This is a genomic window from Cognatilysobacter xinjiangensis (genome assembly GCF_014651995.1).
Lineage (GTDB): Bacteria > Pseudomonadota > Gammaproteobacteria > Xanthomonadales > Xanthomonadaceae > Cognatilysobacter > Cognatilysobacter xinjiangensis.
On the sequence record NZ_BMXY01000001.1, the window covers coordinates 1,183,163 to 1,201,271 of the forward strand.

Annotated in this window: 18 protein-coding genes and 2 tRNA genes; 13 read left to right on the plus strand and 7 right to left on the minus strand. The window is 68.0% G+C overall.

Annotation, left to right across the window (positions count from 1 at the left end):
- The first annotated feature begins 17 nt into the window (after positions 1-17).
- The 12 genes from hemN to IE066_RS05580 all read left to right on the plus strand — a co-directional run bounded on the left by hemN (position 18) and on the right by IE066_RS05580 (position 11,035).
- Positions 18-1,415, plus strand: a complete 1,398-nt coding sequence (gene hemN / locus IE066_RS05525) for an oxygen-independent coproporphyrinogen III oxidase (RefSeq protein ID WP_189447577.1) — start codon at positions 18-20, stop codon at positions 1,413-1,415.
- 73 nt (positions 1,416-1,488) lie between these two features.
- Complete coding sequence (locus IE066_RS05530; protein WP_189447579.1) at positions 1,489-2,022, plus strand: hypothetical protein; 534 nt, start codon at positions 1,489-1,491, stop codon at positions 2,020-2,022.
- Positions 2,023-2,238: 216 nt separating this feature from the next.
- Positions 2,239-3,720, plus strand: coding sequence for a cytochrome-c oxidase, cbb3-type subunit I (gene ccoN, locus IE066_RS05535; protein ID WP_189447581.1), 1,482 nt, complete (start codon positions 2,239-2,241; stop codon positions 3,718-3,720).
- Positions 3,721-3,724: 4 nt separating this feature from the next.
- Positions 3,725-4,351, plus strand: coding sequence for a cytochrome-c oxidase, cbb3-type subunit II (gene ccoO, locus IE066_RS05540; protein WP_425488898.1), 627 nt, complete (start codon positions 3,725-3,727; stop codon positions 4,349-4,351).
- 3 nt (positions 4,352-4,354) lie between these two features.
- Complete coding sequence (locus tag IE066_RS05545; protein ID WP_189447585.1) at positions 4,355-4,501, plus strand: cbb3-type cytochrome oxidase subunit 3; 147 nt, start codon at positions 4,355-4,357, stop codon at positions 4,499-4,501.
- Positions 4,498-5,424: a cytochrome-c oxidase, cbb3-type subunit III gene (gene ccoP / locus IE066_RS05550; RefSeq protein WP_189447586.1), complete on the plus strand. Its 927-nt coding sequence runs from the start codon at positions 4,498-4,500 to the stop codon at positions 5,422-5,424. Before IE066_RS05545 ends, ccoP begins: the two co-directional genes overlap by 4 nt.
- A gap of 13 nt (positions 5,425-5,437) precedes the next feature.
- A complete protein-coding gene (locus IE066_RS05555) occupies positions 5,438-5,731 on the plus strand; it encodes a hypothetical protein (protein WP_189447589.1) in 294 nt (97 codons plus the stop codon).
- Entirely contained in the window at positions 5,731-7,269 is a 1,539-nt protein-coding gene (locus tag IE066_RS05560; RefSeq protein ID WP_189447590.1) for a 4Fe-4S dicluster domain-containing protein, read from the plus strand. The genes IE066_RS05555 and IE066_RS05560 overlap by 1 nt, the downstream gene beginning before the upstream one ends.
- Positions 7,269-7,769, plus strand: a complete 501-nt coding sequence (locus IE066_RS05565) for a FixH family protein (protein ID WP_189447592.1) — start codon at positions 7,269-7,271, stop codon at positions 7,767-7,769. The genes IE066_RS05560 and IE066_RS05565 overlap by 1 nt, the downstream gene beginning before the upstream one ends.
- Positions 7,770-7,780: 11 nt before the next feature.
- Positions 7,781-10,162, plus strand: coding sequence for a heavy metal translocating P-type ATPase (locus IE066_RS05570; protein ID WP_189447595.1), 2,382 nt, complete (start codon positions 7,781-7,783; stop codon positions 10,160-10,162).
- Positions 10,159-10,311, plus strand: a complete 153-nt coding sequence (gene ccoS / locus IE066_RS05575; RefSeq protein WP_189447597.1) for a cbb3-type cytochrome oxidase assembly protein CcoS — start codon at positions 10,159-10,161, stop codon at positions 10,309-10,311. The genes IE066_RS05570 and ccoS overlap by 4 nt, the downstream gene beginning before the upstream one ends.
- 1 nt (position 10,312) lies before the next feature.
- The gene (locus tag IE066_RS05580; RefSeq protein WP_189447599.1) at positions 10,313-11,035 is read left to right on the plus strand and encodes a sulfite exporter TauE/SafE family protein; all 723 of its coding nucleotides are present in this window, start codon (positions 10,313-10,315) and stop codon (positions 11,033-11,035) included.
- Between the two features lie 6 nt (positions 11,036-11,041).
- Here IE066_RS05580 and fnr read toward each other — a convergent pair whose 3' ends face one another.
- Positions 11,042-11,806, minus strand: a complete 765-nt coding sequence (gene fnr, locus IE066_RS05585; protein ID WP_189447601.1) for a fumarate/nitrate reduction transcriptional regulator Fnr — start codon at positions 11,804-11,806, stop codon at positions 11,042-11,044.
- Between the two features lie 147 nt (positions 11,807-11,953).
- The gene (locus IE066_RS05590) at positions 11,954-12,205 is read right to left on the minus strand and encodes a hypothetical protein (RefSeq protein ID WP_189447603.1); all 252 of its coding nucleotides are present in this window, start codon (positions 12,203-12,205) and stop codon (positions 11,954-11,956) included.
- Between the two features lie 230 nt (positions 12,206-12,435).
- Between IE066_RS05590 and IE066_RS05595 the strand changes: the two genes are divergently transcribed.
- On the plus strand, positions 12,436-13,575 hold the full coding sequence (locus tag IE066_RS05595; RefSeq protein ID WP_189447605.1) for a glutathione-independent formaldehyde dehydrogenase: 1,140 nt from the start codon (positions 12,436-12,438) through the stop codon (positions 13,573-13,575).
- A gap of 250 nt (positions 13,576-13,825) precedes the next feature.
- Here the strand turns inward: IE066_RS05595 and IE066_RS05600 are convergent.
- The 5 genes from IE066_RS05600 to IE066_RS05620 form a co-directional block, all read right to left on the minus strand.
- Positions 13,826-13,902 (minus strand) — tRNA-Arg (locus IE066_RS05600).
- A gap of 98 nt (positions 13,903-14,000) precedes the next feature.
- Positions 14,001-14,093 (minus strand) — tRNA-Ser (locus tag IE066_RS05605).
- 65 nt (positions 14,094-14,158) lie between these two features.
- Positions 14,159-14,362 (minus strand): carbon storage regulator CsrA, encoded by a 204-nt coding sequence (gene csrA / locus IE066_RS05610; protein WP_189447607.1) that lies wholly within the window; start codon positions 14,360-14,362, stop codon positions 14,159-14,161.
- A gap of 116 nt (positions 14,363-14,478) precedes the next feature.
- On the minus strand, positions 14,479-17,142 hold the full coding sequence (gene alaS / locus IE066_RS05615) for an alanine--tRNA ligase (RefSeq protein ID WP_189447609.1): 2,664 nt from the start codon (positions 17,140-17,142) through the stop codon (positions 14,479-14,481).
- Positions 17,143-17,267: 125 nt separating this feature from the next.
- A complete protein-coding gene (locus IE066_RS05620) occupies positions 17,268-17,696 on the minus strand; it encodes a regulatory protein RecX (RefSeq protein WP_229790738.1) in 429 nt (142 codons plus the stop codon).
- Positions 17,697-18,109: the final 413 nt, after the last annotated feature.

The window sequence follows — 18,109 nt, forward strand, 5'->3', positions numbered from 1 at the left end:
ACAGCAGGCGGCGCGCCATGGCCCTACCCGATCAACTCGTCGAACGCGGACTGCTGGAGCGCTACAGCGGCCCGGGGCCGCGCTACACGTCCTATCCGACCGCGCCGCAGTTCCACGACGGCTTCGGGGAGGCCGAGCTGCGCGCCGCCATCGCGGCCAGCAACGGCGATCCGATCCCGAGGCGGCTGTCGATCTACGTGCACGTGCCGTTCTGCGCGAGCCCCTGCTTCTACTGCGGCTGCAACCGCATCATCACCCGCGATGCCTCGCGCGGCGCGACCTACCTGTCCCGCCTGTATCGCGAGATCGAGTTGGTGGCGCCGCTGTTCGCCGCCGACCGCGAGGCGATCCAGCTGCATTTCGGCGGCGGCACGCCCAACTTCCTGGCGCCGGCGCAGCTGGGCGACTGCGTGGACACGCTGCGCCGCCATTTCCGTTTCACCGACGCCGACGATCGCGACATCTCGATCGAGCTCGACCCGCGCTTCGTGCAGCCCGAAGGCATCGCCGAGCTGGCGCGTATCGGCTTCAACCGAGCGAGCCTGGGCGTGCAGGACTTCGATCCGGCCGTGCAGGCGGCGGTGAACCGCATCCAGAGCGTCGAGGAAACGCGCGCGGTGGTCGACGCCTGCCGCGCGGGCGGCTTCCGCTCGGTCAACATCGACCTGATCTACGGCTTGCCCCGGCAGACGCTGGACGGCTTCGCGCGCACACTCGACGAGGTGCTGGCGATCCGGCCGGAGCGGCTCGCGGTGTACAGCTACGCGCACCTGCCCGCCATGTTCCGGCCGCAGCGGCAGATCGACGATGCCGACCTGCCCTCCCCCATCGACAAGCTCGCACTGCTCGTCCTCGCCATCCGCAGGCTGACGGCGGCGGGCTACGTCTACATCGGCATGGACCATTTCGCGCTGCCGGACGACGAGCTCGCCCGTGCGCAGGCGCGCGGCGGGCTGCATCGCAATTTCATGGGTTACACGACGCATGCCGACAGCGACCTCGTCGGGCTGGGCGTCAGCTCGATCAGCCATATCGGCGAGACCTTCAGCCAGAACCCGCGCGACCTGCCGTCGTGGGAAGCGGCCATCGATGCCGGCCGCCTGCCGGTGTTCCGCGGCCTGCACCTGAGCGAGGACGACCAGCTGCGCGCGGACCTTATCCAGGCGCTGATGTGCCAGGGCGAGATCCCGGTGCGCGCGCTCGAACGCCGCTATGGCATCGACTTCGCGGTCTATTTCGACCGTGCTCTCGACCGTCTGCGGCCGCTGGAGGCCGACGGGCTGGTACGCCGCGAGGAGGCGCGCATCGTCGCAACGCCCGAAGGCCGCCTGCTGCTGCGGAACATAGCGATGTGCTTCGACGCCTACCTCGATCGCGCGCAGGGCGATGCGCCGAGGTTCTCGCGGGCGATCTGAGGCACACCGCTATCGACCGGCCCTAGACGCCCTTTCAGGGACACTCGGGACACAGAACGACCCGGAGCACGTCATGACCCGTAGGCGCCTTTCCAAGGGTGAAATTTCGCCGCACAAGGTGGCCGCAATCTTCGCGGACGCCGGAACCGCGCGCTCGGCGGCCGAACAGGTACAAGCCGGCCTGGGCCTGGCACCGGAACAGGTGACCGTCCTGACGTCGGAAACGCGGCGGCCCGGCCGCCGCCTGGAGCCGGAATCCCATGGGATATGGTCGGTGCTCCTGAAGACGCATGCGGCGCTCGGCACCGCGGGTTTCCTTGCCGGCTTGCTGATCTTCTGGACGCTCTGGCGCTCGGGCCTGCCGCTTATCGTCAGCAGTCCGATGGCGGCGGCCGGCGCGATCGTCTTCCTCACGACCATGGGCGGCCTGATGCTCGGCGGGCTGGCCACGCTGCGGCCCGACCATGACCTTTACATCCTGAAGGTGCTCGAGGCCTGCCAGGCCGGGCGCAGCGCGGCCGTCGTTCACGCGCGCACGGCGGAGGAACGGGACGCCGCGCGCGCCGCACTGGAAGCCGCCCACGGTGAGGTCGTGACGACGCTGTAGGCGTCCGCAAGGCGGGCCGCGCGCGCTCCGAAGCGACCGAGCGCAAAAAGGGCTCAAAGAGGCACTTTCGCGGACGCGGTCGCAGGCAAGAACGGCTCGGATGGAGACAATGCGATCGCATGTCTTCACCGGAACTTGATCTCAATCAAGTCCGAAGCGGGCGGGGTGCCGAGAATTACCCCCGTCAAAATCCATCCTCTTACCTGGGGTCCATCCATGTCCGTTCTCGAGACGTCCGTCGCCGCGGCGCCGGCGCGTGCGCCCGCCACCCACCGCACGCCGCCGGTCACCTACAACGATCGTGTCGTCGTGCAGTTCTCCCTTGCCACCGTGCTGTGGGGCATCGTCGGGATGACCGTCGGCGCCTTCATCGCCGCGCAGCTCTATTGGCCCGACCTCGGCCATGGAATCCCCTGGCTTTCCTACGGCCGCCTGCGCCCGCTGCACACCAACGCGGTGATCTTCGCCTTCGGCGGCTCGGCGCTGATGGCGACCAGCCTGCACGTCGTGCAGCGAACCTGCGGCGTGCGTCTGATTTCCGACCGGCTGGCGGCCTTTGTGTTCTGGGGCTGGCAGGCCGTCATCGTGTCGGCGGCGGTCACGCTGCCGCTGGGCCTGACGCAGGGCAAGGAGTACGCCGAGCTCGAGTGGCCGATCGACCTGCTGATCACGGCCGTGTGGGTCGCCTATGCGGTGCTGTTCCTCGGCACGATCGCCAAGCGCAAGATCCCGCACATCTACGTGGCGAACTGGTTCTTCGGCGCCTTCATCATCGCCGTCGCGCTGCTGCACATCGTCAACAACATCGCGATTCCGGCCAGCGCATTCAAGTCGTACAGCGTCTACAGCGGCACGGTCGACGCGATGGTGCAGTGGTGGTACGGCCACAACGCTGTGGGCTTCTTCCTGACCGCCGGCTTCCTCGGGATGATGTACTACTTCGTCCCGAAGCAGGCCCAGCGCCCCGTCTACTCGTACCGCCTGTCGATCGTGCACTTCTGGGCACTGATCGCGGTCTACATGTGGGCCGGCCCGCACCACCTGCAGTACACGGCACTGCCGGACTGGGCGCAGTCGCTCGGCATGGTGTTCTCGCTGATCCTGCTGGCGCCCTCGTGGGGCGGCGCGATCAACGGTGTGCTGACGCTGTCCGGCGTCTGGCACAAGCTGCGCACCGATCCGATCCTCAAGTTCCTCGTCGTCTCGCTCAGCTTCTACATGATGAGCACGTTCGAGGGGCCGATGATGTCGATCAAGACGGTCAACTCGCTGAGCCACTACACCGACTGGACGATCGGCCACGTGCACGCCGGCGCGCTCGGCTGGGTGGCGATGATCACCATCGGCTCGATCTACGCGATGCTTCCGAAGCTGGTGGGCGCCGAGCGGATGCATTCGACCAAGGCGATCGACCTCCACTTCTGGCTGCACACCGTCGGCGTCGTGTTCTACATCGTCGCGATGTGGATCGCCGGCGTGACGCAGGGCCTGATGTGGCGAGCCACGAATCCCGACGGGACGCTCACGTACAGCTTCGTCGAGTCGCTCAACGCGACCTATCCGTACTACCTCATCCGCCTCGGCGGCGGCCTGCTGGTGGTCGGCGGCATGCTGCTGATGGGCTGGAACGTGCTGAAGACCCTGAGCGACGGCCGCAAGCCGGCCGCGGCGCCGGCCGCCACGCTGGCTCGCGCCTGAGGACATGGACATGAGCAACAAGAACGCACACGAGAAAGTCGAGAAGAACGTCGGCCTGATGGCCGTGCTCATCGCGGTGGTGGTGTCCTTCGGCGGCCTCGCCGAGATCGTCCCGCTGATGTACCAGGCCGAGGCGGTCGAACCGTTGCCGGGCGTGAAGCCCTACCCCGCACTCGAGCTCGCGGGGCGCGACGTCTACGTCCGCGAAGGTTGCTACAACTGCCACTCGCAGATGGTGCGCACGCTGCGCTTCGAGACCGAGCGCTACGGCCATTACTCGCTCGCCGGGGAATCGGTCTACGACCACCCGTTCCAGTGGGGCTCCAAGCGCACGGGCCCGGATCTCGCCCGCGTCGGCGGCCGCTATTCCGACGACTGGCACCGCGTCCACCTGATCAACCCGCGTGACGTGGTGCCGGAATCGAACATGCCGGCCTTTCCGTGGCTTGAGACCACGACGGTAGACGGTGAGCGCATCACCGCGCACATGAAGTCGCTGCGCACGATCGGCGACCCCTACACCGACGCCGACATCGCGGGCGCCGCGAAGGCCGTGGAAGGAAAGACGGAACTCGACGCCGTAGTCGCCTATCTGCAGGGCTTGGGCAAGCACGCACCGAGGGGGGGCTGAGCCATGGTCGCAGGCATCGTCACCGCGCTGCTGCTGGTGCTGTTCGTCGGCGGCTGGATCTGGGTCTGGCGCCCGTCGCGCAAGGCTGAATTCGATGCGGCAGCCCGCCTGCCGCTCAAAGAGAACGAGAACGAGGAGAACCCGCGATGAGCAACGGCTGGTCGTGGTACGTGATTGCGCTGGTAGCGGTCAACATCGTCGGTTGCGTTTGGCTCCTGTGGTGGACGGCACGGCGTCGCCCTGGCGACCCGAAGCCGACCGATACCAGCCACGTGTGGGACGACGACATCACCGAGTACAACAAGCCTCTGCCGAAGTGGTGGATCAACCTCTTCTACCTGACGATCATCTTCTCGATCGGCTACATCGCCTGGTTCGGCGGCCTAGGTGGGTACAAGGGCTACGGCAAGTGGTCCTCGACGCAGGAACACGACCGCGAGAAGTCCGTGCAGGACGCCAAGCTCGACGAAGCCTTCGCCAGCTACAAGGGCAAGCCGATCGACGAGATCGCACGTGACCCGGCCGCGGTGTCGATCGGCCATTCGATCTTCGCCAACACCTGCTCGGGCTGCCACGGCTCCTCGGCCAAGGGCGCGATCGGCTATCCGAACCTCACCGACGACGTCTGGCACTGGAGCGGTACGCCGGACGCCATCCTCCAGACGGTAATGGACGGACGCGAGGGCGTGATGCCGCCGTGGGGCACGGTCCTTACCGGCATGGGCGGCGAGAACGCCGTCGACTACGTGGCGAGCTATGTGCAGTCGCTCTCGGATCCGAAGGGGTTGCAGAACAACTTCATGGCGGCACAGGGCAAGCCGATGTACGAAGGCCTCTGCGTCGCGTGTCATGGCGCGGACGGCAAGGGCAACCCGACGATGGGCGCACCCGATCTGACCGACGACTACTGGCTCTACGGCGACAGCAAGGCGCAGATCGCCGCGACCATCCGCAATGGCCGCCACGGTGTGATGCCCGCTCACCGCGAGCTTCTCGGCGAGACGCGCTCGCGCCTCGTGGCCGCCTATGTGTGGTCGCTGTCGAACGGCCCGTCCAAAGTCGCTGCCAACTAACGGAGCCCACGTCATGTCCCAGCCGCACGTATTCGACCATCCGCCGCGCCCGATGTCGCAGCGGGTGGGCGCGATCCTCTGGCCGAGCTTCTTCGCTGCGGGGGTCGCGACGATGGTGTTCTTCGCCTACGTCGATCCGATCGTTCTGCGCGACATGACGTTCCCGGCGCTCCCGGTCAGCCGCGAGTTCGGCTACACCATCGGCTTCTTCGCCTTCTGGCTCGCGACGAGTGCGTCGAGCCTCTTCACATGGATCCTGCTGCGGCCCGCCAGCCGCTTCAACCGGCCCCTGCCGGACGAAACCTGATGAGCCGTTCGATTCCCCTGCAAATGCTCGACGAAACCGCCGGCGCCTACGTCAGCGAGCGCAAGGTGTACCCGCGCTCCGTCTCGGGCAGGCTCGCGCGCCTGCGCGTCGCCGCGGTGGTGTGGCTGCTGGGCATGTACTACGTTTTCCCCTGGCTGCGGTGGGATGGGCGGCAGGCCGTGCTGTTCGACCTGCCTGCGCGCAAGTTCCACGTCTTCGGGCTGACCTTCTGGCCGCAGGATTTCCTGTTCCTCGCGATGCTGCTGATCGTGGCCGCCGTCGCGCTCTTCTTCTTCACCGCCCTCGCCGGCCGTCTCTGGTGCGGCTACGCCTGTCCGCAGACGGTATGGACGGAGGTCTTCCTGTGGATGGAGAAGTGGACCGAGGGCGACCGCGCAAAGCGCATCAAGCTCGATGCCGGCCCCTGGACCCGCGAGAAGATCCTGCGCAAGACCGCCAAGCACGCGCTCTGGGCGATCTTCGCGCTCTGGACCGGTTTCACCTTCGTCGGCTTCTTCACCCCGATCACCGATCTAGGAGCGCGCCTCGTGCCGTTCGCCTGGGGCGGCTGGGAAACCTTCTGGGTGCTGTTCTACGCGCTCGCGACCTGGGGCAATGCCGGCTTCCTGCGTGAGCAGGTCTGCAAGTACATGTGCCCCTACGCGCGTTTCCAGGGCGCGATGTTCGACCGCAATACCCTCATCATCGCGTACGACCCGATGCGGGGCGAACCGCGTGGCCCGCGCAAGCGCGGCCTCGGCAGCGTGCTCGAGCGCGCGCGTGGCCTGCTCGACAAGGTCACCGCGTACGACTACGTGTTCCGCGCCGCGCAGCACCCGACCGCGGCGGCCGCGGCAGCCGGTGCCGGTGGCACGATCACGTTCGCCAGCGCCGGCGTGGAAGCGGCGCCGCTGCCCAAGTTCGCGCCCGAGGAGCTTGGCGACTGCATCGACTGCACGATCTGCGTGCAGGTCTGCCCCGTCGGCATCGACATCCGAAACGGCCTGCAGTACGAGTGCATCGCCTGTGGCGCCTGCATCGACGCCTGCGATGACGTGATGGCGAAGGTCGGCTATCCGAAGGGGCTGATCCGCTACACCACGCAGAACGCCGTAGACGGACGCCGGACTCGTGTGATGCGCCCGCGGATCCTGATCTACGGCGGCCTGCTGGTCGCGCTGCTCGCCGCGTGGGGCTGGGGGGTGATGAACCGGGCGCAGCTCAACGTCGACGTGATCCGCGATCGCAACGCGCTCTATCGTGTCACCGCCGACGGCATCGACAACGGCTACACGCTCAAGCTTGCAAACAAGTCGGACAGCCCGCAGCGCTATCGCATCTCGATCGACGCCAAGGGCCTTGAACTGCGCGGTGTGCCCGCGGAGGTCGTGGTGCCGCCGCAGCAGGTCGTGCCGATCGAGGCCACCGTCCATGCCGGCAAGGGCATCGGCGGCCGGCGCCCGGTGCGCTTCACCGTCGAATCCGTGGACGGTCGCGTCCGCGAGAGCGTCGACAGCAGCTTCTTCGGACCGATGTGATGGACAAACGCGAACGTTCCAAGTGGTCGAATCCCGTGATGTGGCTGCTCGTCGGCCTGCCGGTCGCATCGGTGGTGTTCGGCATCGGGCTGGTTGTCATCGCCAGCCGTGATTCGAATGACGCCGTGGTCGACCCGGTGCGTCGCACGGCGCAGATGCAGGTGGTCGATCTTGGCCCGGACGCGCTCGCCCAGCGCAGGAAACTCAGCGCTGTGGTGCGCATTACAGGTGGCGCCGTCGAGGTGATCCCGGTCAGCGGGGACTTCGACCGCAAGGCGCCACTGCGACTCAGCCTCCTGCATCCGTCGCGCTCGGATGACGATCGCGTGCTCACGCTCGCGCCGACGGAAACCGGCTGGCGCGTGATGCAGGCGGTAGGCCTGGGCAACGACTGGAACCTCCGGCTGCAGCCGCTCGACAGCAGCTGGCGCATCGACGGACGACTGCCCAAGGGCCAGCAGGCCGCGCGCCTCGCACCCGCGCTGAAGGGTGCGGGCTGACGATCGTGGACATGCGCGCGGCCCCGGCCGACGCCGGCGTCGCATCCGGCTGCTGGCACTGCGGCGAGCCGCTGCCGGGCTCGCCCGCCCGGATGGAGGTGGACGGCGCATCGCGCGCCTTCTGCTGCGACGGCTGCGCGGCCGCGGCGCAGTGGATCCGCGAGTCCAATCTCGGCGACTACTACCGCCTGCGCAGCGAGCATGCGTCGCGCGTCGGGACCGAGCCGGCCGACTTCGCCATCTGGGACCGCGACGACGTGGTGGCGGGGCACGCGCGCGACGTCGAGGGCGGCCGCGAGATCACCGTGCTCACGGACGGCATGCGCTGCGCGGCCTGCGCATGGCTGATCGACCGTGCGCTGGCGAAGGAACCAGGCGTCCTCGACGTCGGCGCCAACGCCGTCACCGGGCGCATCCGATTGACTTGGGATCCGACGACGACCGCGCTCTCGGCGCCGCTGCGTCGCCTGGCGCTGCTCGGCTATCGCCCTTATCTCGCTGCGGGAACGCGTGACGAGGACGCGCGCCGTCGGGCGCGCAATCGTTCCCTGCTGCGGATCGGGCTGGCCTCGCTCGGCGCCATGCAGGCAATGATGTTCGGCGAGGCGCTCTATCTCGATACCAGCGGCACGATGGCGCCGGCGACGCGCGACTTCCTGCGCTGGATCACCTTCCTCGTATCGACGCCGGTCGTGTTCTATGCGGGCTGGCCATTCCTCGAAGGTGCGTGGCGCGAGCTTCGCCACCGCCGGCTGGGCATGGACGTGCTGGTGTCCACGTCGACGCTGCTGGCCTACCTCGCGAGCGTGGTCGAAACCGTGCGCGGCGGCGCCCACGTCTGGTACGACGCGGCGGTGATGTTCGTCTTCCTGCTGCTGGTTGCACGCACGCTCGAAGCGCATGCGCGCGCGGCGGCAAACGCGCAGGTGGACGCGCTCGCGCGCGCGCGGCCCGTGCTGGCGACGCGCGAGTTCGCGGACGGCACGCGCGAGACCGTGCCGGTCGCGGCGCTGCGCGTCGGCGACATCGCCCACGTAGCGGCCGGCGAACCCGTACCCGCCGACGGACGGCTGCTCGACGCCGAGGCGCGCTTCGAGGAGGCGCTGCTAACCGGTGAACCGCATCCGGTCGCGCGCCACGAAGGCGACGCGGTATTCGCCGGAACGATCTGCCGCGATCGCCCGGCACGCATCCGCGTGATCCGTACCGGCGCCGATACGCGCCTGTCCGAGCTCACCCGCCTGGTCGAACAGGCGCAGGCCCACCGACCGCGTCTGGCGCAGGTGGCCGATCGCATCGCCGGCGTGTTCGTGATCGCGATGCTGCTTGTCGCCGGCGCGACCTTCGTCGCCTGGCAGATGCACGAGCCGGCGCGCGCGCTGGAAGTGACGCTGGCCGTGCTCGCCATTTCCTGCCCCTGCGCACTTTCGCTGTCGATACCGGCCGCGCTCGCGGCGGCGCACGGCGGCCTCGCCAAGATCGGCATGCTCGCCACGCGTCCCGATGCGCTCGACCGCCTTGCACGGGTCACGGACGTCGTCTTCGACAAGACCGGCACGCTGACCGACGGCGGCGCCCGGCTGGAGCGTGTCGACGCGTTCGATATCCACAACGACGATGCGCTGCGCATCGCCGCCGCGCTGGAGGCCGGCAGCACACACCCGCTCGCGGCTGCGTTCACCCAGGGGAACGCCCCCTCCGCCACCGGCATCCGCGTCATCGGCGGGCTCGGAATCGAAGGCATGGTGGAAGGACGTCGCTGGCGCATCGGCCGCGGGGACTTCGCCGCGGGCCGCGAGGACGACGGCGCCGTGTGGCTTGGCGATGGCGAGCACCCTGCCGCGCGCTTCGAAATCGGCGAATCCATGCGCGAAGACGCGATGGATACCGCGGCAGCGCTCCATGCCCAGGGCCTGCGCCTGCATCTCGCCAGCGGGGATGCGGCCGAGCGTGTCGCTGCCCTCGCCTCGCGCATCGGCATCGACGACGCGAGGGCGCGCCAGACGCCGGAGGACAAGCTTGCGTACGTGCGCCGGCGGCAGAGCGAGGGCCGCGTCGTCGCGATGGTCGGCGATGGCCTGAACGACGCGCCTGTTCTGGCCGGTGCCGATGTCTCCATCGCGATCGGTACGGGCGCCGCACTCGCGCAGCGCGCGGCGGATCTGGTCCTCGCCGGCCGTTCGCTGGCGCGCCTGCCGCAGGCGGTTTCGCTGGCACGCCGCACGCGCGCGATCATTCGCCAGAACTTGGGCTGGGCACTCGCGTACAACGTGCTTGCGCTTCCGGCCGCAGTCATGGGGCTCGTGCCACCATGGCTTGCGGCGTTGGGCATGAGTGCATCGTCGCTCGTCGTCACCCTGAACGCGCTGCGTCTCGCGCGGAGACCCGAATGACCATCCTGCTGCTTCTCATTCCGCTCAGCCTGATGCTGCTCGGCGTGGCCGTTTGGGCATTCTGGTGGGCGGTCAAGCGCGGCCAGTTCGACGACCTCGACACGCCCGCCATCGACATCCTTCGCGACGATCCCAAGCAGCCCGATTGAGATGGACGTGGCCTGGCTGACGCTGATGTCCGCGCTGCTGACGGGGCTCGTCGGCAGCGGGCACTGCGCGGTGATGTGCGGTGGCGTTGCCACCGGCTTTTCCGCGATGGCGCCACGCGCCGCCTGGCGATACGTGATCGAGCCGAACCTCGGCCGTGTGCTGGGCTATGCAGCCGCCGGCGCCGTGGCAGGCGGGCTGGGCCATGCCATCGTCGATGTGGCGGCCCTGCCTTGGCTGCGTACCGGGCTACGCGTCGCGACGGGACTGATTCTGTTGGTCGTCGGTATCAGGCTGCTCGCGGGGCAACGCGGTACGTCGCGCTACGCGAGCCTCGGTGGCGGCGTCTGGCGTGCGCTCAAGCCGCTGCAGCGGCGCTTGCTTCCTGCCAACACCACCGGTCGCCGTCTCGCGCTCGGTGCACTCTGGGGCTGGATGCCCTGCGGGCTCAGCACCACGCTTCTTACCGCTGCCTGGCTGCAGGCGAACGCCGGCAGTGGCGCGCTTACGATGGCGGCGTTCGGCATGGGAACGCTTCCGGTGATGCTGCCGCTGACGTGGTCAGGCCACCATATCGGACGACGCCTGTTAAACGGCCCGCTGCGGCCCGCGGTCGGCATGCTGGTGATGGGCGCGGGCCTGCTGACGATCGCCGCACCGATGCTGATGACCGCCGTGCCGGCGCTGCACGGCCCGCTCGCGGCGCTCGGCTGCCTGCCGGCCTGACGCGGCTCAGCCGCTGCGCGCGCCCTTCTTCGGCGGTGCGTCGCCCTCGGCGCCGTGCGCGAGCCGCTGCAGCTCGTCCATGTCGAGGATCTCGACCTTGCGACCGTGCACGGCGATCACGCCGTCCTCCTGCAGACGGGTGAAGCCGCGGCTGACCGTCTCCAGCGCCAGGCCGAGGAAGCGCGCGATGTCCTCGCGGCTCATCGGCAGGCGCAGACGGTCCGCCGCCTGCCCGATCTTCTCGAAGCGCTCGCTCAGCCCGTGCAGGAACAGCGCGATGCGTTCGCTGGCCTGACGGCGCACGAGGATCTCGCGATGGTCCTGGTCGCGGCCGACGCTCTGCCCGATGACGCGCATCAGTTGCCGCTGCAGCCCGGGAATCCGCGCCGCCACGCCCGACAGGTCGTCGAACGGCACTTCGCAGACGTTGGCGCGCGTGAGGGCGACCGCCTCGCAGCGATGCTCGCCCGAACCCAGCGCATCCAGGCCGATCAGCTCGCCCGGCAGGTGGAAGCCGATCACCTGCTCCTCGCCATCCTCGCTGACCAGCACGGTCTTGAACGCGCCGTCGCGCGCGACGAACACCGAATCCATGCCGTCGCCCTGCCGGAACAGACGCTCGCCCACCTCGACCGGGCGCTTGCGTTTGACGATCTCGTCCAGGCGCTCAAGCTCCTCGCGGCCGATGCCCGCGGGCAGGCAGAGCTGCTGCAGCGTGCAATGCGCACAGCCGCGTCGAAGGGTCAGCACGTCGATGGGAGTGGTCGCCATGAGTCCGGTAAACAACGCCGACGGACGCGGTGCGTCGATGTGCGAAGGTTACGCCTGTTGCGTCGGATCCGCGTCAGCGCGGCCACGACGCCAATGCGCATGGGTCACCCGGGATCGCGATCGGCGTCACAGACGCGCGTCACCGCGTCAGGCTGCCTGGCGTTCACGTCGGGCATACGGCGACAGGCGTCGCACGATCGCGCCCTCGTCCGCCGCCGACAGCTCCGCCGAACCGAACATGTCGAGCTGGTCGACCAGCTCGGCGCTGAGCATCGCCTTTTCGACTTCCGCGAAGCCCAGCGGAAACACACCGACCGGCCAGACGTCGCGCGGTCGCGCATCGCGTCGAATCACGACGTTACGCCCGTTCTCGTCCCAGCAGAGGTTGATGTCCAGCATGCGCGTACACCCCGTTTCACAGGGCGAGAACGATAACAGCCGCCCAGTGATTACGAGGCCGCTATCACATCCCGATTCAGGCACGCGTCACCCTATTTCGCTGCTGCCTCACCGGTGTGATCGACGTGACCGGCGCCTTTGGGGCGTTGATTCAAGGCCGCTTTGCCGCGCTCCCAACGTCCCAAGCCGTAGCGTTCTTGGCCCAAGCAGGTCCATCACCGGGAGTCTCCATGCGCGCACTCGTCTACAACGGCCCCCGAGACGTCTCCGTCGTCGATCGCCCCGATCCGAAGATCGAGAAGCAGACGGACGTCATCGTCCGTATCACCACGACCAACATCTGCGGCTCCGACCTGCACATGTACGAGGGGCGCACGACCGTCGAGAAGGGCAAGGTCTTCGGCCACGAAAACCTCGGCGAGGTGATCGAGGTCGGCTCCTGCGTCGAACGCGTAAAGGTGGGCGACCGCGTCTGCCTGCCGTTCAACATCGGCTGCGGCTTCTGCGAGAACTGCGAACGCGGCTTCAGCGCAGCCTGCCTCACTGCAAACCCGGGCAACGTCGGCGCGGCCTACGGCTACGCGGAGATGGGTCCCTACGACGGTGGCCAGGCCGAATACCTGCGCGTGCCGTTCGCCGACTACAACTGCCTGGTGCTGCCCGAGGACGCGCAGGAAAAGGAGAACGACTACGTCATGCTCTCCGATATCTTTCCCACCGGCTATCACGCGACCGAGCTCGCCGGCGTGCAGCCGGGCGAGAGCGTCGTTGTATACGGCGCAGGCCCCGTGGGGCTGATGGCCGCGTATTCCGCGATGATCCGCGGCGCACACCAAGTGATGGTGGTCGACTCGCAGAAGGATCGCCTCGCGCTTGCGGAAAAGATCGGCGCGATCGCGATCGACGATACCGAGAACCGCGGCGTCGAGCAGGTGCTCGAACTGACGAAGGGCAAGGGCGCCGACCGCGGCTGCGAATGCGTCGGCTACCAGTGCTTCAACTGCGCCGGCCACGAAGTGCCGAATCTCACGATGAACAACCTGGTCAAGACGGTGAAGGCGACCGGCAGCATCGGCTGCGTCGGGGTTTTCATGCCGCAGGACCCGGGCGGCGCGGACGAGCTCGCCAGGAAGGGCCAGATCGCCTTCGATTTCGGCGAGTTCTGGACCAAGGGCCTGCAACTCGGCACCGGCCAGGCGAGCGTCAAGAAGTACAACCGCTACCTGATGAATCTGATCCACGCCGGCAAGGCGAAGCCGTCGTTCATCGTGTCGCACGAACTGCCGCTGGAGCAGGCGCCGGATGGCTACCGCAACTTCGACGCGCGCAAGGACGGTTGGACGAAGGTGCTGCTCAAGCCGGGCAAGTAAGCGTCCTGCACGCGCATGCCACGTCTGCATGCGCGTGCAGTTGGGCCTGCCTTCAGCCGAGCCAAACGCGGCCAGCCGACGTGCACGGAAGCCAATGGGACTCGCGGCGGTGCGAGCACACAGTGCCGAATAGGATTCGTCGAACCCGGAAAACAAAAAAGCCACCATACGGTGGCTTTTTTTTCGTCCCGCCTGACGCTGCGGGATATCCCATGCATCGATCCGTAGCGGTTTCGATGCCTCGACTAGTTGGCGCGCCCGGAAGGATTCGAACCTCCGACCCCCAAGTTCGTAGCCTGGTGCTCTATCCAGCTGAGCTACGGGCGCCTAGTCGAAAAATTATGACGTCCGATTCACTGCACGTCAACTTTTTCGTCGCGATCTCGATGGTGCTTTCGATCGCTGCCGCGATGCGGCGGTACAACTGGCGGAGACGGAGGGATTCGAACCCTCGATGGAGCTTTTGACCCCATACTCCCTTAGCAGGGGAGCCCCTTCGGCCTCTCGGGCACGTCTCCGGGAACAACTCTCGCTTCGATGCGAGGGCGCGATGTTAACGCCCCGACGCCGATGCGGCAATCCGTCAGCCCTGCGTGCCGTCCGCGGATTCGTCGCGGACATTGTCGCCGCGCTGGATGCGCTGATAGATCTCTTCTCGATGCACGGCCACGTCCTTCGGCGCGGTGATGCCGATGCGGACCTGGTTGCCCTTGACGCCGAGCACGGTGACGGACACCGAGTCGCCGATCATCAGGGTTTCGCCGACGCGACGCGTCAGGATGAGCATTACGACCTCCTTGACCCGGCAGACCGCCGGGGGCGCGACCGATGCCGCGCACAGATATTTGGACACAAACGCCCGCCATGGTAGCGAGCAGCCATTTCAAGCCGCAAGGAAGCTGTTCACACTCCCGCAGCAGCCGTACGTTCCTTCACCAGCCCGGCAACCTCGCCGAGCGCGGCTCGCAATGCGGGGCCATCCTCGCCTCCGCCCTGCGCCATGTCGGGCCGTCCACCGCCCTTGCCGTTGATCCGCCGGGCCACGTCGCCGAGCAGATCGCCGGCCTTGACGCGGCCCAGCGCACTGCCGCCGACACCGGCGACGAGCGAGGCCTTTCCATCCTGGACGCCCGCGAGAACAACAACGGCATCGACCAGCTGTTGCTTTAGCCGGTCCACCGATTCGCGCAGCGCCTTCGCATCGAATCCTTCCAGACGCGCGGTCACCACCTTGATGCCGTTGACGTCGACCGCGGATGACGCGAGGTCGGCCGTCGCACCCGAGGCGGCCTTCGCCTTCAGAGACTCGAGCTCGCGCTCGAGGCGGCGCTGGCGCTCGACCAGCGAACGCAGCTTTTCCGGCAGCTCTGCTCGCGGCGCGCCGACCACGCGCGCGGCCTCATCGAGGCGGTGCATTTCCGACGAAACGTAGTCCAGCGCAGCCTGCCCGGTCACCGCTTCAATGCGGCGCACGCCGGCGGACACGCCGCCTTCCGAGAGGATCTTGAACAGGCCGATGTCACCGGTGCGCGATACGTGCGTGCCGCCGCAGAGTTCCGTCGAGGTGTCGCCCATGCGCAGCACTCGCACGTGCTCGCCGTACTTCTCGCCGAACAGCGCCAGCGCACCGAAGTCGAGCGCTTCCTGCATGCCCATGTGGTGGATTTCCGCCGCGTGGTTGGCGCGGATCTCCGCATTGACCTGGCGCTCGATCTCCGCGAGTTCCGCGGCCGACACGGGCTGGAAATGCGAGAAGTCGAAGCGAAGGCGATCCGGCGCCACCAGCGAGCCCTTCTGCGCGACGTGCTCGCCGAGCAGGCGGCGCAGTGCGGAATGCAGCAGGTGCGTCGCCGAGTGGTTGAGCACCGTAGCCGCGCGGCGCTCGCCGTCGACAGAACCCATCAGGCGGTCGCCCTTCGAGAGCCGGCCGGTCTGCAACGCGCCCATGTGGCCGTGGAACTGGCCGGCGAACTTCAGCGTGTCGCGCACGACGAAACGCATGCCCTTCTCGTCCAGCTCGCCGGAATCGCCGACCTGGCCGCCGCTCTCGGCGTAGAACGGTGTGCGGTCGAGGATGACGACGGCCTCGTCGCCCGCCTCGATCGAATCGACCGGGCGGCCGTCCTTGAGGATCGCGAGCACTTCCAGCCCACCTTCGACGAGCTTGTCGTAGCCGAGGAAGTCCGTCGCGGGCAACTGCGCGGCGAGTTCGGCCGGCAGCGTGGTGGCGTTGCCGAACTTGCCTGCGGCGCGCGCACGATCCTTCTGCTCGGTCATCAGGCGCTCGTAATCCTCCATCGCGGAGGGCTCGAGCTCTGCGCTGTCGCGCTCGCGCACGATGTCGGCGATGAGGTCGGGCGGGCAGCCGTAGGTATCGTGCAGCTGGAACAGCTGCTCGCCGTCGATGCGGCCGCCGTTGCGCTGCAGATAGCCTTCCAGGCGCTGCATGCCGGCGTCGAGCGTCTGCGCGAACGCGGCTTCCTCGGCCCTGAGCGCGCGCTCGACCAGCTCGCGCTTGTCGGCAAGCTCGGGATACGCGTCGCCCATCACCTCGACGAGCGTGCCCACCATCTTCCAGAACGTGCCGTCGGGCTTGAGGCCGTCGAGCTTCCAGATGTGGCGGATCGCGCGGCGGATGATGCGGCGGAGCACGTAGCCACGGCCTTCGTTCGAGGGCAGCACGCCGTCGACAATCAGGAAGGAACACGCGCGGATGTGGTCGGCGATGACGCGCAGCGACTTGTTGTCGAGGTCGCTGCGACTGGTGAGGCGCGCGGCTTCGGCGATCAGGCGCTGGAAGATGTCGATCTCGTAGTTGCCGTGCACGCCCTGCAGCACGGCCGCCATGCGCTCCAGGCCCATGCCGGTGTCGACGCACGGCGCAGGCAGCGGCAGCAGCGTGCCGTCGGGCTGACGGTCGAACTGCATGAAGACGTTGTTCCAGATCTCGATGAAGCGGTCGCCGTCCTCGTCGGGCGAGCCCGGCGGGCCGCCGGCGATGTGCGCGCCGTGGTCGTAGAAGATCTCGGTGCACGGGCCGCAGGGGCCGGTGTCGGCCATCTGCCAGAAGTTGTCCGACGCGAACGGCGCGCCCTTGTTGTCGCCGATGCGGATGATGCGGTCGACGGGCAGGCCGATGTCGCGATGCCAGATGTCGAAGGCTTCGTCGTCGGTGTGGTAGACGGTGACGAGCAGGCGCTCGGCCGGCAGCTTCCAGACCTGCGTCAGCAGTTCCCAGGCCCAGGCGATCGCTTCCTTCTTGAAGTAATCGCCGAACGACCAGTTGCCCAGCATCTCGAAGAAGGTGTGGTGGCGCGCGGTGTAACCGACCTGGTCGAGGTCATTGTGCTTGCCGCCGGCCCGCAGGCAGCGCTGCACGTCTGCCGCGCGCACGTAGCCGGGCTTCTCGCTGCCGAGGAACACGTTCTTGAACTGCACCATGCCCGAGTTGGTGAACAGCAGCGTCGGGTCGTTGGCGGGCACCAGCGGGGCCGACGGGACGATCGTGTGGCCCTTGCTGCGGAAGAATTCGATGAAATCGCTGCGGATTTCGGACGTGGTTTTCATGCGGAGCCGCGGTCGGAGGTGGAGCCGGACAGCGCCACGGCCGCCTGGAGGCGGATCGGGCGTATCGAGTGGACCACGAAGAGTAACAGGCGACGGGCCCCTGCATACCCGCGCGGATGGACCGGTCAGTCCGCGGTCGGGAACCGGATTGCCGCCCGCACCACGTCGGACGGAAAGCCACGGCGCAGCAGGTAGTCCCCCGCCTTGCGTTCGCGCAGGCGCGGATCCTCGATCCTCGCGAAGCGGCGTTCGACAAAGTCGCGCGCGATTTCGGTCCAGTCGCCCTCGAATTCGTCCAGAGCCGAATGGCGGACCTCGGCCGGGAGATCGTGCGTTCCGAGTTCGGCGCGGATGTGCAGCGGGCCGTAGCCATTGGCCGCGCGGCTGCGGACCAGGCTCTCGGCGAAGCGGCGGTCGTCCTGCCAGCCGGCGCCGGTCAGTTTGTCCACGGCCGCCTCGACTTCGGCGGCATCGACGCCGCGCGAGACCAGCTTGCGGGTCAGCTCCTTGCGCGAGTGCTCGCGCCGGGTGAGCAGGCCGAGTGCCCGCTGCATCGCGGTGGCCGGCTTCCGCTCGCGCTTCGGGCGACGACGGGTATCGCCTTCGCCGCCGAACAGGCTTTCGTAAGCCGGGCCGGCGTCGGCGCCGCCTTCCAGGAAGTTCCCGGAGGTCGGCTCGTCAGGGCGATCGCTGTCCAACATTGGCTGGACCGCGGGAGCAGTGTTGTCCCCGGCGGTATCGGCCCAGTTCGAGGAGGTGGGACCCGCCTGCCGCGCCCGCGTGTCGTCGGCAACGCGTGCGCGATCGCGTCCGTCCGCCGGGGCGTTTCGAGCGTGCGATTTCTTCGCCGATCGGCTCGCGGTTTTCGACGGGGCATCGAAATCCTCCGGCGCGAACAGGTCCGACAACCGCACGATGCCCTGCGGCTCGGACGACGCAAACGACTCGGCCCCGGGCTGTTCGCCCG